Source organism: Gilliamella mensalis (assembly GCF_900103085.1).
Lineage (GTDB): Bacteria > Pseudomonadota > Gammaproteobacteria > Enterobacterales > Orbaceae > Gilliamella > Gilliamella mensalis.
Genome location: NZ_FMWR01000010.1, coordinates 91,780 through 108,920, shown reverse-complemented (window position 1 = coordinate 108,920; position 17,141 = coordinate 91,780). Strand labels below are relative to the sequence as shown.

15 protein-coding genes and 2 tRNA genes are annotated in these 17,141 nt (G+C 34.6%); 4 read left to right on the top strand and 13 right to left on the bottom strand.

Translation table 11 applies throughout. The features are described 5' to 3' along the window. Position 1: 1 nt before the first annotated feature. Entirely contained in the window at positions 2-781 is a 780-nt protein-coding gene (locus BQ5209_RS05915; RefSeq protein WP_085247621.1) for a Cof-type HAD-IIB family hydrolase, read from the top strand. A 24-nt stretch (positions 782-805) separates the two neighbouring features. On the opposite strand, the gene BQ5209_RS05910 is transcribed toward BQ5209_RS05915, so the two are convergent. The 10 genes from BQ5209_RS05910 to BQ5209_RS05865 form a co-directional block, all read right to left on the bottom strand. Beyond that, positions 806-1,912 carry an anhydro-N-acetylmuramic acid kinase gene (locus BQ5209_RS05910; RefSeq protein ID WP_085247620.1) on the bottom strand — a complete coding sequence of 369 codons (1,107 nt, stop codon included), beginning with the start codon at positions 1,910-1,912 and terminating at the stop codon, positions 806-808. A 4-nt stretch (positions 1,913-1,916) separates the two neighbouring features. Next, the gene (gene tsaC / locus BQ5209_RS05905) at positions 1,917-2,480 is read right to left on the bottom strand and encodes an L-threonylcarbamoyladenylate synthase type 1 TsaC (RefSeq protein WP_085247619.1); all 564 of its coding nucleotides are present in this window, start codon (positions 2,478-2,480) and stop codon (positions 1,917-1,919) included. A gap of 236 nt (positions 2,481-2,716) precedes the next feature. Next, positions 2,717-2,792 (bottom strand) — tRNA-Asn (locus BQ5209_RS05900). A gap of 86 nt (positions 2,793-2,878) precedes the next feature. Continuing rightward, on the bottom strand, positions 2,879-3,454 hold the full coding sequence (locus BQ5209_RS05895) for a YiiX/YebB-like N1pC/P60 family cysteine hydrolase (RefSeq protein WP_167370319.1): 576 nt from the start codon (positions 3,452-3,454) through the stop codon (positions 2,879-2,881). Then, positions 3,438-4,025: a biotin transporter BioY gene (locus tag BQ5209_RS05890; protein ID WP_085247617.1), complete on the bottom strand. Its 588-nt coding sequence runs from the start codon at positions 4,023-4,025 to the stop codon at positions 3,438-3,440. The genes BQ5209_RS05895 and BQ5209_RS05890 overlap by 17 nt, the downstream gene beginning before the upstream one ends. Before the next feature lie 151 nt (positions 4,026-4,176). After that, positions 4,177-4,809 (bottom strand): MBL fold metallo-hydrolase, encoded by a 633-nt coding sequence (locus BQ5209_RS05885; RefSeq protein ID WP_085247616.1) that lies wholly within the window; start codon positions 4,807-4,809, stop codon positions 4,177-4,179. 4 nt (positions 4,810-4,813) lie between these two features. Further along, a complete protein-coding gene (locus tag BQ5209_RS05880; RefSeq protein WP_085247615.1) occupies positions 4,814-6,217 on the bottom strand; it encodes a DHA2 family efflux MFS transporter permease subunit in 1,404 nt (467 codons plus the stop codon). A gap of 344 nt (positions 6,218-6,561) precedes the next feature. Further along, positions 6,562-7,353, bottom strand: a complete 792-nt coding sequence (locus BQ5209_RS05875) for a TatD family hydrolase (protein WP_085247614.1) — start codon at positions 7,351-7,353, stop codon at positions 6,562-6,564. Positions 7,354-7,361: 8 nt separating this feature from the next. Further along, positions 7,362-10,571, bottom strand: a complete 3,210-nt coding sequence (gene recC, locus BQ5209_RS05870; RefSeq protein WP_085247613.1) for an exodeoxyribonuclease V subunit gamma — start codon at positions 10,569-10,571, stop codon at positions 7,362-7,364. Positions 10,572-11,219: 648 nt separating this feature from the next. Beyond that, a tRNA-Phe gene (locus tag BQ5209_RS05865) sits at positions 11,220-11,295 on the bottom strand. A gap of 159 nt (positions 11,296-11,454) precedes the next feature. On the opposite strand from BQ5209_RS05865, the gene BQ5209_RS05860 reads away from it, so the two are divergent. The 3 genes from BQ5209_RS05860 to groL all read left to right on the top strand — a co-directional run bounded on the left by BQ5209_RS05860 (position 11,455) and on the right by groL (position 14,024). Next, positions 11,455-11,892 carry an FxsA family protein gene (locus tag BQ5209_RS05860; RefSeq protein WP_085247612.1) on the top strand — a complete coding sequence of 146 codons (438 nt, stop codon included), beginning with the start codon at positions 11,455-11,457 and terminating at the stop codon, positions 11,890-11,892. Positions 11,893-12,037: 145 nt separating this feature from the next. Beyond that, positions 12,038-12,331 (top strand): co-chaperone GroES, encoded by a 294-nt coding sequence (locus BQ5209_RS05855; protein ID WP_034915350.1) that lies wholly within the window; start codon positions 12,038-12,040, stop codon positions 12,329-12,331. Positions 12,332-12,377: 46 nt separating this feature from the next. Next, a complete protein-coding gene (gene groL / locus BQ5209_RS05850; protein ID WP_085247611.1) occupies positions 12,378-14,024 on the top strand; it encodes a chaperonin GroEL in 1,647 nt (548 codons plus the stop codon). Between the two features lie 631 nt (positions 14,025-14,655). Here groL and BQ5209_RS05845 read toward each other — a convergent pair. From BQ5209_RS05845 to rlmN, 3 genes are all read right to left on the bottom strand, one after another. Then, positions 14,656-15,237, bottom strand: coding sequence for a manganese efflux pump MntP (locus tag BQ5209_RS05845; protein WP_085247610.1), 582 nt, complete (start codon positions 15,235-15,237; stop codon positions 14,656-14,658). A 63-nt stretch (positions 15,238-15,300) separates the two neighbouring features. Continuing rightward, positions 15,301-15,915 (bottom strand): tetratricopeptide repeat protein, encoded by a 615-nt coding sequence (locus tag BQ5209_RS05840; RefSeq protein WP_085247609.1) that lies wholly within the window; start codon positions 15,913-15,915, stop codon positions 15,301-15,303. A 27-nt stretch (positions 15,916-15,942) separates the two neighbouring features. Beyond that, complete coding sequence (gene rlmN / locus BQ5209_RS05835) at positions 15,943-17,133, bottom strand: dual-specificity RNA methyltransferase RlmN (protein ID WP_085247608.1); 1,191 nt, start codon at positions 17,131-17,133, stop codon at positions 15,943-15,945. Positions 17,134-17,141 lie beyond the last annotated feature (8 nt).

The window sequence follows — 17,141 nt, the reverse complement described above, 5'->3', positions numbered from 1 at the left end:
TATGAGCAAGAAACCTGATGCTATTGTTTTTTTTGATTTAGATGGAACATTATTTAATAGCCAAATTGATGTATTACCAAGCTCTTTGGAAGCTATAAACAAATTAAAACAAAATAATATTACACCAATTATGGCAACGGGTCGAACACCTTGTGAGGTGGTTGATTTAATGAAAAAGACTCAGATTGAGTCGATAATTGGCATGAATGGGCAAGTTGTTTTATATAAAGGCGAAAAAGTCTTTACTAATGATATTGATAAGGGTGTTATCGATCGGTTGTATCAATTTTCTAAACAGCAAACAGGTTTTCCACTGTCTTTTTATAATTACGAAATTATGCGAGTGTCGCAAGATAGCCAACCAACTAAAAAATTTTATCGTTTCCTAAAAGAGCAAGTGCCGCCTGTTGATGATCAGATTTATTTAAAAACACCTATTCAGATGCTTTTATTACTTTGTGAATCCGGTGAGGCGCTTTATAGAGAGAGCTTCCCTGAGTTAACTTTTATTCGTAATACGCCTTACTGTGTTGATGTTTTTAATCATGGTGGTTCTAAAGGTTATGGTATTACTAAATTGTTACAAAATAAAGGGTTTACTGATGTACCAACCTATGCCTTTGGTGATGGCATGAATGATTTTGAAATGTTTCTAACCGTTGATCATCCTATTGCTATGGATAATGCTGTTGATGAATTAAAAGCACAAGCTGAGTTTGTGACAGATACTAATGATAATGATGGAATAGCTAAAGGATTACAACATTTTGGCTTGATTTAATCAAAATCTATCTATATTTTTAGTTTATTGATAAATAACCCCTAAACAAACAGCTTGGCTTGCACCAGTTACCTCGGGAATGTTTGATGGAATATTATTGATTCGACAATAAGCAAGCCAAGCAAAGGCTATTGCCTCCATATCATCACCATTTATGCCTTTTGTGTCGGTTGTTAATACTGCCCACGATGGTAATAATGCTGATAATCTTTGCATAATTAGTGGATTTTTCGCTCCTCCACCGCAAACTAAAAGCTCACAAGGTAATGTGCTGACTATAGGTAATTTATTAATTTCGTTGGCAATGGATAAAGCAGTAAATTCAACGAGCGTTGCTTGAATATCTTCTGGTTTTAAATTAGTTCCTGCTAATTTTTTATGTAACCAAGGTAAATTAAATAGTTCTCGTCCTGTGCTTTTTGGTGCGGGTATTTGAAAGTAGTCTTCTTTATATAAAAGCTTTAATAAGTCTTGATTTATTTTACCTGTTTTTGCCCATAAACCATTTTTATCATAGTTTTTACCTAAATGTTCTTTTATCCAACCATCAAGTAATACATTACCTGGACCTGTATCGTAACCAATAACAGTATGGTTAGGAATTAATACTGAAATATTACTTATTCCCCCAATATTTAATACTACACGATTGATTTGTGGATCTTGTAGTACCGCTTTATGAAAAGCAGGCACTAGTGGTGCGCCTTGGCCTCCATAAGCCATATCTTTACGACGAAAATCGGCAATAGTGGTTATACCTGTTTTTGCAGCAATAATATTGGCATCACCAATTTGTAAAGTAAATGGAAACTCGCCGTTTGGTGCATGGTAAATTGTTTGTCCGTGACAACCAATAGCTTTAATTTTTTGTTTATCAATATTATTATCTTTTAAAAACTGATTTATGCTATCAGCAAATAGTTTGCCTATTTGATGATCTATCTCACCTAAATTTTGTAATGTGGTTTGCTGGGTTTCACATAATGTTAGTAAATGCTGTTTTAAATAGGCGGGCATTGGATAGCAGTTGCTCGCGATTGATGTAACGTTTTTGGCAGTAATATTAACTAAAGCAATATCAACTCCATCCATGCTAGTACCTGACATCACACCAACATATAAATTTTGCATAACTTTATCCTTGTCTAATGATTTGCCCTGTTTTGATGTCTTTTATTTCCGATGGTTGTGATCGATGACCTGTGTCACCGGCTAAAATGGGGAAATATGGACCAAATTGTTTGGCGACTTCGATGGCAGTTTTGCAAGGATTATGAGTAGAAAGATTAGCGCTAGTTGATACTATTGGTTTGCCATAAAGATCACAAAGCTTGCAAACTAAAGGATGATTAGTGACGCGTACCGCAATAGAATCAAATTTACCTGTCAAAAAATAAGGCGTATTTTTATTTTTAGGAAAAACCCAAGTAACAGGTCCAGGCCAGCTAGTAAGTGCTAACTGTTTTTGTTCATTGGTAATGGCGGATACATCTATGTAAGGAATTAGTTGGCGGTAACAGCTAGCAATTAAAATCAAGCCTTTATCTATTGATCGTTGTTTTAGTTGTAGCAACTTTAATACGGCTGATTCATAATCCGGATCACAACCTAGACCAAAAACGGCTTCAGTTGGGTAAGCGATCACTTCACCATTTTTTAAATAATTACTTATTTCCGATAGCGTTAATAAATTAGCCATTAAATTTGAATATCAACTGAGTACAATTGGTATTTATATTAAACCTAGGTTTTAGGTTTTGCAAATTCACATTATTCATGTCTATAAATGGTCATATGCTCTCAAAATAATTTATAGAGGATCATCCATTTGCAAGTACAATATAGAGTTTTGATATTAATACTGTAAAAAGTGAATAAAAATATTACTGTAGATATCGGATAATTTATCAAAGACAGGATTAAAACTTAGGAAGTTGGCTCCTCCAACAGGACTTGAACCTGTGACATACGGATTAACAGTCCGCCGTTCTACCGACTGAACTATGGAGGAACCGAAATGTAGCGCGCATATTATAGATTTTATGGCGCTATGTCAATAGTTAAATGCTTTTTTGTATGAACTTGCCTCCTTTATAATCATTCAAGTGTTAGGATTGTCTTGAATAAATGTTTTTGTCTGAGTAATTGTTGTGGATGCGAACCAAGCTCTTGTTGTGGGATGCTCTGTTTTAGATCGCGATAATAATCAATCCAATAAGGCAAAACTTGATTTGTCGTTATATCCTTAAAATTCATTGGATATAATGCGAAATAATCACTACCTTGTTTAGTTTTAAAAGCATAAGTAATCAGTTCACTGCAATAAAACCCATCTGTATTTTGATTAAAGCTATGATTGTAAGGTGAACCTAAGCAATGTTTAGCTCGCTTTAATGCATTTTGAATAACAGCCAAATCATGGATTCTACCAATGATATTACGTCTAGCCGCACCAACAAAGTCAGTCAAAGATTGTTCAATCACGCCATATTTTTGTGTGGCTTCAATGACGCTATTATTGCCAATATATAAACCGACATGATTGATATTTTTTGTTATCTCATCCATGTTAGGCACTGCACCAGAACGGTTTATAGCGTCACTAAAATCATCATCTTCGTTAAGGCTTTGAAAGATGATATCGCCACTTTGAATATTATTTATTTTTAGCACGATAACGCCATAGTGAAAACATTACACAAGTTGCAATAATAAATTTAAGTGCATCAATACCAACAAATGGAAAATAACCTACTTTTAACGCATCAATAAGTGTAATGTGTAAATAGCCCATTAAATAGACAACACCAAATACAAATAACAGTTGATGCGCACAAGCAAATGCAATTAAGCCTAAAATAAAGCGACGATCGTACCCTCTTTCTGCTGCAAAACCGGCTAAATAGGCACTAAATACATAGCCATATAAGTAACCGGAAGAAGGTGACGCTAATGCCATAATCCCACCACTGCCATTAGCAAATAGCGGTAATCCCATTGCGCCTAAAAAAAGGTATTGGATTATTGCTAATGCGCCTAATTTACGACCTAAAAAAGCACCAATTAACAATACCGCCAATGATTGTAGTGTAAATGGAACAGGGTAAGTTGGAATACTAATATTAGCCGCTAACCCTAAAAGTAATGCTGCACAGGTAGTAGTCAATAGCTTACGTTGCCAAGAAGATAAATTAACCAGTGTAGTGATAAATGTTGGATAATACGAAGTAATTTGTTGTTTCATTATTTTCTACCTTTGATACATAAATAGTAGAACTATAATAGCGCAACGCACTTTAATGTAAACTATTTTTTTTATTTTAAAGTTTACATTAAGTTTGGGATTTGCTATCACCCCAAAACAAAGAGCGTGATAACAAAAAATAAGGTTCTACTTAAACTAAGTAGGGATTGCTTATTCGTTCATGACCAAAACTTGACATAGGGCCGTGTCCTGGCACAAAAATAAAGTCATCACCAAGTGGTAATAATTTATTAGTGATTGATGATATTAAATCGGTATGGTTGCCTCGAGGAAAATCAGTTCGTCCAATACTGCCTTTAAATAATACATCGCCGACAAAAGCTAGTTTATCCAAATGATTAATAAAAACAATATGTCCAGGAGTATGGCCTGGGCAAAAAAGCACATCAAGGGTTATGTTACCTACTTGAATTTGGTCGCCTTCTTTTAACCAACGATCAGGTAGAAAGCTGTCAGTATGAGGAAAACCAAATTGTATGCATTGCTGTGGCAAACTTGTTAGCAAAAATTCATCTTCTTGGCTTGGTCCAATAATCTTTACATCATAATATTGAGCTAATGTGGTTGCTGCACCCACATGATCTAAATGTCCATGGGTTAATAAAATCTGTTTAATATTTACGCCTAGTTTTTCAACGGCTTTTTTCAGTAGTTCTGGTTCACCACCAGGATCAATCAATGCGCCTTCCATGGTTTGATCGCACCAAATAATGCTACAGTTTTCTTGGAAAGCAGTAACAGGGACGATTTGATATTGAAACATTTACTTATCTCCTTATTTCTTGGTGATGGGTGATTAGATTTTGGCCGTCTTCTTTTTTTAGTTGCGCAAAAATAACGCTTGATAGCACTGTAACCACACCGAGTATAACAAATGTTAATTGAAATGCGTGAATAGTACTAGCTGAGTTGCTAATTAATCGCAGTAAAACTGCACCAAATCCTGTACCAAAACTGATTGCAAGCTGTTGATTAACTGCCATTAAACTATTACCACTACTCGTATTTTCGTTTTCTAAGTTCGCTAAAGTTATGCTATTCATCGCGGTATATTGCATAGAATTAATACCACCTATACAAAATAACAATAAACTGATTAAGATAAGGGGCGTCGATAAATTTAGTAGAGACATTAAAACAATCATGACGCCCGCTAAAATGGTATTAGCAACGAGCACAAAACGATAGCCTAAACGAGCTAAAATACGTGGAATAAAAATTCGAGTACAAATTGATGCAATGGCCATTGGCATTAGCATCACACCGGCAAAAACAGCCGAGTAGCCAAAACCGACTTGTAATAACAATGGAATTAAAAAAGGCACACCAGATATACCTAATCGGCAAATTAAATTGCCAATAATGCCTATTTTGAACGTATGGATCTGAAAAAGTGATAGTGGGAATAAGGGGGTTGGTTTCTTTTTGGCATACCCATAATAAACAAGTAGAAAAACGAAGCTGATTACGGCAAGTAGCAATGGAAAATCATATGTCTGATTTTGGTTTAAAACCTCTACACTTAAAGTAGCACTAATAAAGGCAATCACAATAAATATAAAGCCAAACAAATCAAAAGGCATGTGTTCACCCTTTAGATTGGGCATATATTTCCAACTAATTATCACACCTAAAATACCAATGGGTAAATTAATAAAAAACACCCAATGCCAACTCACCATATCAACCAAATATCCTCCTAATACCGGTCCTAAAACAGGTCCAATTAAACCGGGAATGGTGGCAGTATTTAAGGCGGCTAAAAAATCACTACGCTTAAAAGATTTAATTAATACTAAACGTGATATCGGTACCATCATTGAGCCACCAATACCTTGAATAACACGCGAGATATCTAAAAAAATTAATGAATTGGATAAAGCACAAAGCAATGAGCCAAGGGTGAACAGTGAAACTGCCATCACAAAAATATTTCTAGTGCCAAATTTATCTGATAAAAAACCACTGACTGGAATAAATAATGCCAAGGTTAAAGCATAGCTTATCACTGCTGATTGCATATTTAAGGGGGATTCATTAAGATCTTTAGCCATCGTGGGAAGCGCAGTGTTTAATATCGAGGTATCAAGCGATTGCATAAAAAATGCAAATGCTGCAATCCATGGTAATATTCGATAAACAAAGGGTGGTAATTGTAATTCGCTATTCATTTTAATTTTGCCTAAAATTAATTTAAATGCTGGATGAGCAGTTGGCTATAAGCTCGGAAAATTAAGCTCTCTTACTACCTATTTTATTAAGAAAAAGAGCAGATAAATGCTATTTTACAATATTATTTGCTAATTATTGGCTTTTTTCTTATTTTTAACAGGTTTATCTTGCCGATAGCCAGCTAGTAATCAACTTACAATATTGTGCCAAACCGAAAATACTACAGCGGGCAGCATTGATAAAAGAGAGGTAATCGATCGAACAAATAGTTGATAAAATTGTCTGGTCATATAAACCTGCTATGAGTCTAATAAAATTATTCTATAATAATGATAAAGTTATTTTAGTTTCTTTGTGTGATTTTTGCTCTATTGAGTCTACTAAATAGCGTCAAGGTATTTGCTAAAATCGTGTGCATTATGTGCTCTGCTGACTCATTGCGTAATTGAGTCAAGATTTTAAATACTTCTGCGATATATTCAGGGCGATTTATTTGACCTTGACGACCACTTAATGGCATATCGGGAGCATCCGTTTCAAGCACAAGACTTTCTAGCGGTAATTGAGCAATCGTATTGCGCGTTTTATTCGCTCGTTCATAACTAATTACGCCACCTACACCAATATAATAGCCCAGCTTAACAAATTGCATAGCTTGCTGATAGCTACCTGAAAATCCATGTATTACACCACGGCAAGGTAGGTTGGCACGGTGTAATTCATGGTACATAATATCGTGCGCTTTGCGTGAATGAATCAAAACGGGTAAATCAAATTGTTTAGCAAGCGCTAATTGTGATCTAAAAAATGATAGCTGCTGTTGCCAATCAATACTTAAATCATAGCGATCCAGTCCTATCTCTCCAATGGCAATTAATTTTTTAGGTTTGGTTTTAACGATATTGGTTAACAGCTCTAAATCAGCTATGGTATGTTGATAAATAGGATGCAGCCCCAAAGCAGCATAGATCTCGCAATAATTATCAGCAAGTTGCAAAACGGTATTAAAATAGTTAGCGCTAACTGCGGGTATGATTAACCCAACAATATCCGCTTGGCGAATTTTAGCTATTGAATCGGCCAGATGATCAGTAAAAGGCGGAAAATCAAAATGACAGTGTGTATCAATAAACATAATGCCCCTTATTCTACAGTTGTTTGATGTAATAAAATTGGCAGTAAAAATCGTTGGGCAGCAAAAATAATTTGTTCAATTAATGCGTCGGTTAAGTCAGGGTAAACTCTAGCGTAGTAGCTATCACATTCAGGTGATTGGTATAATCCTCCTTGCCAAGAATTTAACAGCTGATTAATTGCTTTTTCACTTGAGATTACCTCACCTGTTTTTTTGTTATAGGCTGCAATTAACCAATTCCATGCGCATTGTACAGGTAGTAATAAAGGTTGATTGATACCTTGTACATAGCCTTCAACTAATGTGGTTAAAATTGCCATAGCCTTATCACTTGGGATGTGTGAAAATCGCCATTCATTATTTTCCCTACCATACATACGACTTTGACTGTCAATTTTTTCGGGATGTAAAATGCAATAAACCAAATGATCGATCCACAACGAAATACCATCTCGAATCGAAAGTTTTGCAGGGCGCCATGTTAAAATACCATCATCTTGAATATGGGTTAACCAACCTTGTAATTGGGCATGTTGCCCATTGGTCAAAATAGTTAAATTGACCTCTTGCGTTGTCATAACCAAGCGTTCTTGGTTAATTTTATTCGCTAATGGTTGCAGTGATTCAAATTGATTATCATAAATAATTTCACCAAAGGCACCATCTGGTAATTCACCTGTTAATGCTAAACGCTGATAAAAATCATCGGATTTTGGTGGTTCATTAGAGATCAGCTGATTTAAAATCAGCAAGTTCAATTGATAACGTTTTAAACTATCAAGATTAAAATTTTCGGCATCAGGTAAGGTATCATCCAAATAATTGATATAAAAATTAAACCGTTTTTGTAAAAAAAACCGAATAGAGTGTTGGTAAAATCGTTTTAATTCATCGAGATTGATATTATCGACATCAATAACAGGTATTTGACTAATAAATAATTGGTTTTCACCTTGTTGCAATGCCGCAGGTAACCACTCATCGGCATAGCTTTTTGGTTCTTGTAAAAAATTTTGCGGATTAAACGGTGTGCGTGTATGGTTTACACGTAAAAAATCCAAGCTGTTAGCAGAACTAACCATGTTATTTGCAGGTATATTATAATATTGGGCAATATACTCCCAAAGTTCATCAACAAGTATAGAGGGATAACGCTCACTATCATCTTTCATTTCGCGACCAATATAACTGATATACAGCTGTTTTTGCGCAGATAAAATTGCCTCTAAAAAAAGGTAACGATCATCGGTGCGACGACTGCGATCGCCTCGTCTTGGATGCTGTGAGATTAAATCAAAGTCAAGTGGAAGCGACGTTCTTGGATAATCCCCGTCATTCATTCCCAATAAACAAACAACTTTAAAGGGAATCGAGCGCATTGGCATCATGGTACAAAAGTTTATCTTACCGACTAAAAAACGATGTGCTAAATGATTTTGTTCTAAGCGTGATTGCATGGCATCATGCAAAATCGTAATAGAAATATTATCCATATAATTGGCTGACAAACCACTATTAATCAACGCTTGCCACTCTTGTGCTATCATCAATAAAATGGATTCACGTTGTGAATTGCTGACAAAAAAATCATTAATCAATTCAAGACAACAAGGTTGCCAATCAATGAGCGGTTTTTCTTCGTTTAAGATAGCAAACCACTTCTTTACCACTTTAATAAATTCGGCTAATTGACCGATTAGTTCGGCATCTAAACCGGTTGCACCATCATAAGGTAATATCTGTTGCCAACCGCCTTGTTCACTACTCATGGTATAGCCTAGTAATAAACGTTCCAGTCCAAATAACCAACTATGTGCACTATCAAGCCCAAAACGAATGCCTGACTCAACAATCCAAGTCCTCAACAAGGTTAGCTGTGATTGATTAATTGCAAATTTTTCACAAATAGCCGGGATCTCAAGCAGATTAAAGAGTTCTTCTGCTGTAAAGCGGCTATTTGGAAAATTTAAAATAGTAAAAAAACCTTGAACAATTGGATCGATATTTCGTGCTTTTTGATCTGAAATGGTAAAAGGTAAATAGCGCTTTTCATAAGCATTAGCAAAAACAGCTCGAATATAAGGCACATACTTATCAATATCCGAAACCATAACTATGCAATCACGTAATTCTAGTGTGGGATCAGCGTCAAAAACCGATAGCAGATAATCATACAAAACCTCAACTTCACGTTGTTCACTATGGCAGACATGAAACGAAATTGAGTTATCTGTTGCTGCAATATGCTCATTACCAAAATCGTTTTGATACAGATCTAAAATATCTTGCTGAATGGCATTTAATAAACAAGATCGCCCTTGATCAACAAATGCTTCAATATCTTGTTTATTATTAAATTCCTGTAACAAAAACAGATTATCACGTCCCAATTTTCCCCACGAGGTTAAAAGAGGATTGGGGATTTTATCGGGTGTATTTAATATATCTGACAACTGCTTTTCAACAATATCGCCCCAATACCATTTACACGGATTGTTAAACATCAAATGGACATCAATATGTTGCCCAAGTGCTGACAGTAACGAAAGATAAATAGGAGGAAGAGAAGTAATACCAAAAATAAAAATACGATTAGGTGATAGAGCTAAACGTGAACGCTCAAAGTTATTATCTAACAAAATTTCAAGCATTTGTTGATAAATATTAGCGCGATGATAAGGTTGACTGATAGATATTAGCTTTCGCCATAGCTCTGCTTGCCACTTTTCATCGGAATGATGATTTAATTCACTAACAGTCTGATTGGCCTCCCACTTTGCTAGCCAATCAGGGCGATAAACTAAATATTGGTCAAATAACCGCGCTATACGGGTTGCAAGCTGATATCGTTTTTTATCTTGTTTATCAATATCTAGATAATGTTTAAGTGCGCTAAACTCAGGTTGCCCAATAACTTGGGGCAACAAATAGTACAGACGCCAACTCATTGCTTCAATACTATAACTATTTTCAATGGGCGCATCGGGCAATAACGTTTGATAAAGTTGCCAAATCAATTGAGTTGGAAAAAGAAAATCAACATTAGCCACAATACCCAGTTCATCCGCTAACGCAATTTGCAACCACTGTGCCATACCTTGACTTTGCACCATAACTATATCAGATGTAAATACATCCTCTAATGGTTGCCTGCGCATCAATTCACTCAATAGCGTCTTGAGTAAATCGACCTGATTTGAATGATAAATGGTAAACATAACAATACTAATTATTGATAAGAGAAGATTAAGATTATCGCTGATCGTTACTAATAAATCTAGTTGCTATTATTTGTTCATTTTAGGCATCTTTTTGTTGTTAAAAAATATTTACTAAACTATGAACGGCTCAGACTTATTTTGTATTATCTATATATTCTATTAATTATATATTTTTTAAGTGATTGAATTATAATTTGTTAAAATTTGATCAAAACTTAATAACATTTGATGTAATTGTCATAAACGAATTAATGAAAAAAATTGATAAAATTTATACAGTACTACAAAAAACGCACAATCAAACAAATATCACTTTTATAATATAAAAAATATTTTAATTTCAAAATATTAAAAATAAATATTCAAGCACTGAATAAAATTATTTAAAAGATTAGAATCATGACCGAGATTAAACCTAATTGATTCTATTAACTATTTTATTATTGAAGGTAGTGGGAATGAAATATCAAAAAGAACTTTTAGATAGGTTGTATTCCTATGTAGCAACTGCGATCACAAGATTAGCTTATCCAAATTCAATATTTGGGTTGAACTAAGTTGAATAGTGAAACAAGTTGAAAGGCTTATTCTAAAAGGATTTAGACATAAAAAAACCTGCTAGAGCAGGTCTTAGAATTTGGTAATTGGTGCCCGGACGCGGAATCGAACCACGGACACGGGGATTTTCAATCCCCTGCTCTACCGACTGAGCTATCCGGGCAACAACGGATGCACATTAAACACGATTCGTGATTATCAGTCAATCCTTTTTGTAAGATTTTTTAAAAAAATATATTGTTTGGTTGAAAAATAGCTAATCATCTTCATATTAATAGCTAGTTTCTAATAATATGTCTTTTATGCTTATAGGAATTGTTATATGCGATTTATTGGTTTTATTGTTTTTTTTATTTATGTTTATTGTGAGGTTAGTTGTTTCATTGCAGTTGCAAATATAATCGGGGTTTTTCTTGCTTTAATTTGTATTATTGCAACGTCAATTCTTGGTTTTTCATTAGTTAAAACACAAGGTTTAAAGAATCTTAGCATTATGCAACAAAAAATCGCAAATAACCAAAGTCCTAAAAATGAACTCATTAAAAGTGTAGCCTTACTTTTTGCTGGTTTTTTTCTGCTTATTCCTGGGTTTTTAACTGATATTTTAGGTGCAATTTTATTAATACCTAATGTTCAAGAACATATTGTTAAATTTATTGTTAGAAAAATACCAATTAAATCAACATTTTCATCATCACAAACACATTACCAAAATGAAGATATTATTGAGGGGGAGTTTAAACGTAAGAATGATGAATAAATAATCAATTGGATTTTTTTTTAATTTTTACCACTTGAAGATTTTAAAATAGTCCCCATTTAAAGTGGACTATGTCATAAAATCGTAATTTTATGATTTATTTTTAATAATTGTCTATTTAAAAATTAGTGCTAGGAGATAACTAATGAAAATTCGTCCATTGCATGATCGTGTGATCATTAAACGCAAAGAAGTAGAATCAAAATCAGCTGGTGGTATTGTGTTAACTGGTTCAGCAGCTGGTAAATCAACACGTGGTGAAGTTTTAGCTGTTGGTAATGGTCGTATTTTAGAAAATGGTCAAGTACAGCCGTTAGATGTTAAAGTGGGTGATATTGTAATTTTCAATGAAGGATATGGCGTTAAAACCGAAAAAATCGATAATGAAGAAGTGCTTATCTTATCAGAAAGCGATATTTTAGCCATTGTTCAAGCATAATCGGCATATAATTAAACTATAGACAGAATTTAGGAGAAATACGAAGATGGCAGCTAAAGATGTAAAATTTGGTAATGATGCTCGCATCAAAATGCTTCAAGGTGTTAATGTATTAGCTGATGCAGTTAAAGTAACTTTAGGTCCAAAAGGACGTAATGTAGTATTAGATAAGTCATTTGGTGCACCAACTATTACTAAAGACGGTGTTTCTGTTGCTCGCGAAATCGAATTAGAGGATAAATTCGAAAATATGGGCGCACAAATGGTGAAAGAAGTGGCATCTAAAGCGAATGATGCTGCGGGTGATGGTACAACTACTGCAACTGTGCTTGCTCAAGCGATTGTTAATGAAGGATTAAAAGCTGTTGCTGCTGGTATGAATCCAATGGATTTAAAACGTGGTATTGATAAAGCAGTTGTTGCTGCGGTTGAAGAGCTTAAAAAATTATCTGCGCCATGTGCCGATTCTAAAGCAATTGCACAAGTTGGTACAATTTCAGCTAACTCTGATGAAACTGTTGGTACTTTAATTGCGCAAGCAATGGAAAAAGTAGGTAAAGAAGGCGTTATCACCGTTGAAGATGGTACAGGCTTACAAGATGAGCTTGATGTTGTTGAAGGTATGCAATTTGATCGTGGTTATTTATCTCCATACTTTATCAACAAACCAGAAACGGCAACTGTTGAATTAGAAAGCCCTTATATCTTATTAGTAGACAAAAAAATCTCTAACATTCGTGAATTATTACCAGTTTTAGAGGCTGTAGCTAAAGCAGGTAAATCTTTATTAATTATCGCAGAGGATGTTGAAGGTGAAGCATTAGCAACATTAGTTGTTAACACCATGCGTGGTATTGTTAAAGTTGCTGCGGTAAAAGCACCTGGTTTTGGTGATCGTCGTAAAGCAATGTTACAAGATATTGCTATCTTAACTGCTGGTACTGTTATTTCAGAAGAAATCGGTTTAGAACTTGAAAAAGCAACACTTGAAGATTTAGGTCAAGCAAAACGTGTTGTTATCAATAAAGACAATACTACAATTATTGATGGCGTTGGTGAAGAGTCTTTAATCTCTGCTCGTGTTGAACAAATCCGTAAACAAATCGAAGAATCAACTTCTGATTATGATAAAGAAAAACTTCAAGAACGCGTAGCCAAACTTGCTGGTGGTGTTGCTGTAATTAAAGTCGGTGCTGCAACTGAAGTTGAAATGAAAGAGAAAAAAGCACGCGTAGAAGATGCTTTACATGCAACTCGTGCCGCTGTTGAAGAAGGTGTTGTTGCTGGTGGTGGTGTTGCCCTTGTTCGCGCAGCGTCAGCAATTGCAGAACTTAAAGGTGCGAACGAAGATCAAAACGTGGGTATTAAAGTTGCACTTCGAGCAATGGAAGCACCATTACGCCAAATCGTGACTAACTGTGGTGAAGAAGCTTCTGTTGTTGTTAACTCTGTTAAAGGTGGTGAAGGTAACTATGGTTACAATGCTGCAACTGAAGAGTATGGCGATATGATTGCAATGGGTATTTTAGATCCAACTAAGGTAACTCGTAGCGCATTACAATATGCGGCATCTGTTGCTGGTCTTATGATTACCACTGAATGTATGGTAACTGATTTACCTAAAGATGATAAAGCTGATTTAGGTGCTGCTGGTGGCATGGGCGGCATGGGTGGTATGGGCGGAATGATGTAATTTCTGTCGATAATCCAACCAATATCCATTAACTTAAACCATTTGCGTAGGCAAATGGTTTTTTTTTCATAAAACTCCTTTTACCAACGCCCTTAAAATCCAAACAAAATATAACTAAAACTAAATAGTAACACTATGAAAAGATAAGTTTTATTTTTAAATAGAATAAGTATTTGTTATTTAATTTTCATCTGAAATAGGATTAAAAATAGATAATAAAAACAAGTTGTTAATCTTATAGAAAAAACTTGGCAGTACAAAACTAAAAAACTACTTAGGTAAAAGGTGATAGAATATGCTCAATTTAAATGCCGATTAAATGAAGTTATTGAGCGGATTATTTTTTTGTGAAATTGACAAACAGAATCAAATATATCAACTTCGTGATTTTACTGTAGAGAAATCTGATTATTGTACAAGTCCATTTTGACATGACATTTTGTACAATTTAAAAAGAGGCACATAGAAGTGTTTTTTATAAACTGTTACCTTTGGGAAGATAACAGCTTATGGTAACTTACTTAAGTTGGTTTCAATGCTACCGATTGGATTTCTTAAAGTTAGAGGATATTGTTATGATGATTTATCCTTTAAAAATTAATTTGTTATTCTATATAAGCGTCAAAAAAGGCTAGTTAGATAAATGCTGATAAAGTGTAATTGTACCAATCAGAATAAGCACCAATCCCCCTAAGAATTCAGCCCGCTTACCAATTAAACATCCCAACTTATTGCCTAGCAATAACCCAATGGTAACCATTAAACAGGTTGCTATGCCAATCATTGTTGCAGCAAAACAGATATTGACGCTTGCTAATGCCAATCCAACCCCAACAGCAAAAGCATCAATACTGGTTGATATAGCAGTAAAAATTAACATTAAAGAAGATTTTTTTGATGAGGCTTCTTTATCATCTTGATCTTGGCAATCTTCATCAGATTTTTTAAAACTATTGTAAATCATGTTAATACCTAAAAATAACATGACAATAAAAACAACCCAATGATCCCATTGTTCGATATATTGCAGTGCAATATAGCCAATTAACCAACCTAGTAATGGCGTAATAGCTTCGACAACACCAAATAAAATACCGACTTTGAGTGCCCCTAAAAATGGGGTAGATTTAAGCGAAACTCCACGACATACAGCGACAGCAAAGGCATCGGTTGACATAGCCAGTGCTAACAACAAAATAGCCCAAAAACTCATGACATATACTCTTGCTTTACATTATATTAATTTTATTATTATTGAATAATAATTCGTTATGATTTATTTTTTTATTACTGAAAATAAATAATTTGCGACATTTATATCCCCCTTGTTTTGATAAAGCTCAGCTATTTGTTTGACGTTAGCTCGACGATTTGCATCATATTGAAAAAGTAGTTTAAACATTAAGTCAGCTGTTTTTTTATCATGATGTTGGATAGCACAATAGCCATATTGCTCATAAGCATCCGCTTTCCAATGGTGGCGATCTAAATCAAGGCTTTGCTGAAATTGCTGTTTTGCTTCTTCATAACGATCCAGACCACATAAAAAAGAGCCATAATGCACTCGATATAATCCATTACCTGGTTGCATTAGGGTAATACGTTTATAAATCATCTCAGCTTCTTTGTATTGACCAACATGTTGATCAAACATTGCCATAGCTAACATAATTTGGGGATTGTTTGGAGAGTATTGCGCAGCTAATTTTAGATTATAATGAGCTGCTTTGACATTTTCTTCTGACTCATTTGCTTTAGCAAGATATCCTAATCCAAGTCTCATTCTAGCCAAAGCAGCTTTCTCTGGGTCAAATTCATGGCTGTTATTCATTTGACAACCTGATAGTATTAACATCAAAAAACAGCTAGATATAACTAACAATTTTTTCATCTATCTCTCCTTTATAAAGGTTTATCCTTAAGCTGTTTGCTCAATTAAATTTTGTTTTTTATAAAGTGTTCTTTTAGTGCGATCAACAACTTCGCCAGCCAATTGTCCACATGCTGCATCAATATCATCGCCACGTGTCTTACGAACAATCACTGTAAAACCATAGCCCATTAGTGTTTTCATAAAACGATCAATACGTGTATTTGAGCAGCGAGAATAAGGGGCTCCTGGGAATGGATTCCAAGGAATTAAATTAATTTTACTAGGTACATTTTTTAGAAATTGTGCAAGCTCATGGGCATGCTCAACGCCGTCGTTAATTTGATTAAGTAATACATATTCAATTGTTACTTTACCATGATTGGCATTTGAAGTAGAAAGATAGCGTAAAATAGAATCTCGTAGCATTGCCATGTTATATTTTTCGTTTATTGGCATAATTTCACTTCGAATCTTATCATTTGGAGCATGAAGTGAAATGGCTAATGCAACATCAATCATACCGGCTAGTTTATCTAAAGCGGGTACAACCCCAGAAGTTGATAGTGTGACACGTCTTTTGGATAATCCATAACCAAAATCATCTAACATAATTTCCATCGCTGGTGCTACATTAGATAAATTAAGTAGTGGTTCTCCCATTCCCATCATAACGACATTAGTGATAGGTCTATCAGCTAGTTTACCAGTTACCCCAATAGCGTTTGATGCACGCCATACTTGTCCAATAATTTCTGAAACGGTTAAATTTCGATTAAATCCTTGTTGCGCCGTTGAACAGAATTTACATGCTAATGCACAACCAACTTGTGATGAAACACATAATGTTGCACGATCACGCTCAGGAATATAAACAGATTCAATCATTTGGTTATTTCCAACATCAAGTGCCCATTTAATTGTTCCGTCTGATGAACGTTGCTCCATTGCAATCATCGGAGCTTTAATTTCAGCTAAAGTTTTTAGTTGTTCACGTAATTTTTTATTGATATCGGTCATTTGATCGAAATCATCTATTCCAAAATGATAGATCCATTTCATTACTTGATCGGCTCGAAATGGTTTTTCGCCAAGAGATATAAAAAACTCTCTTAATTGCTGGCGTGTGAAGTTAAGTAAATTTATTTTTTCGTTTGTGTGATTAGTTGTATTTAGGTTCATTGTATTTGTAGTGCTTGAATAATTAACAGACGTGTTAGATGAAGGTGGTGTTAACATAAGGCCTC

Coding starts and splice junctions, on each gene's coding strand:
- BQ5209_RS05915 (WP_085247621.1), top strand. CDS start 2: ATGAGCAAGAAACCTGATGCTATTGTTTTTTTTGATTTAGATGGAACA.
- BQ5209_RS05910 (WP_085247620.1), bottom strand. CDS start 1,912: ATGCAAAATTTATATGTTGGTGTGATGTCAGGTACTAGCATGGATGGA.
- tsaC (WP_085247619.1), bottom strand. CDS start 2,480: ATGGCTAATTTATTAACGCTATCGGAAATAAGTAATTATTTAAAAAAT.
- BQ5209_RS05890 (WP_085247617.1), bottom strand. CDS start 4,025: ATGAAACAACAAATTACTTCGTATTATCCAACATTTATCACTACACTG.
- BQ5209_RS05885 (WP_085247616.1), bottom strand. CDS start 4,809: ATGTTTCAATATCAAATCGTCCCTGTTACTGCTTTCCAAGAAAACTGT.
- BQ5209_RS05880 (WP_085247615.1), bottom strand. CDS start 6,217: ATGAATAGCGAATTACAATTACCACCCTTTGTTTATCGAATATTACCA.
- BQ5209_RS05875 (WP_085247614.1), bottom strand. CDS start 7,353: ATGTTTATTGATACACACTGTCATTTTGATTTTCCGCCTTTTACTGAT.
- recC (WP_085247613.1), bottom strand. CDS start 10,571: ATGTTTACCATTTATCATTCAAATCAGGTCGATTTACTCAAGACGCTA.
- BQ5209_RS05860 (WP_085247612.1), top strand. CDS start 11,455: ATGCGATTTATTGGTTTTATTGTTTTTTTTATTTATGTTTATTGTGAG.
- BQ5209_RS05855 (WP_034915350.1), top strand. CDS start 12,038: ATGAAAATTCGTCCATTGCATGATCGTGTGATCATTAAACGCAAAGAA.
- groL (WP_085247611.1), top strand. CDS start 12,378: ATGGCAGCTAAAGATGTAAAATTTGGTAATGATGCTCGCATCAAAATG.
- BQ5209_RS05845 (WP_085247610.1), bottom strand. CDS start 15,237: ATGAGTTTTTGGGCTATTTTGTTGTTAGCACTGGCTATGTCAACCGAT.
- BQ5209_RS05840 (WP_085247609.1), bottom strand. CDS start 15,915: ATGAAAAAATTGTTAGTTATATCTAGCTGTTTTTTGATGTTAATACTA.
- rlmN (WP_085247608.1), bottom strand. CDS start 17,133: ATGTTAACACCACCTTCATCTAACACGTCTGTTAATTATTCAAGCACT.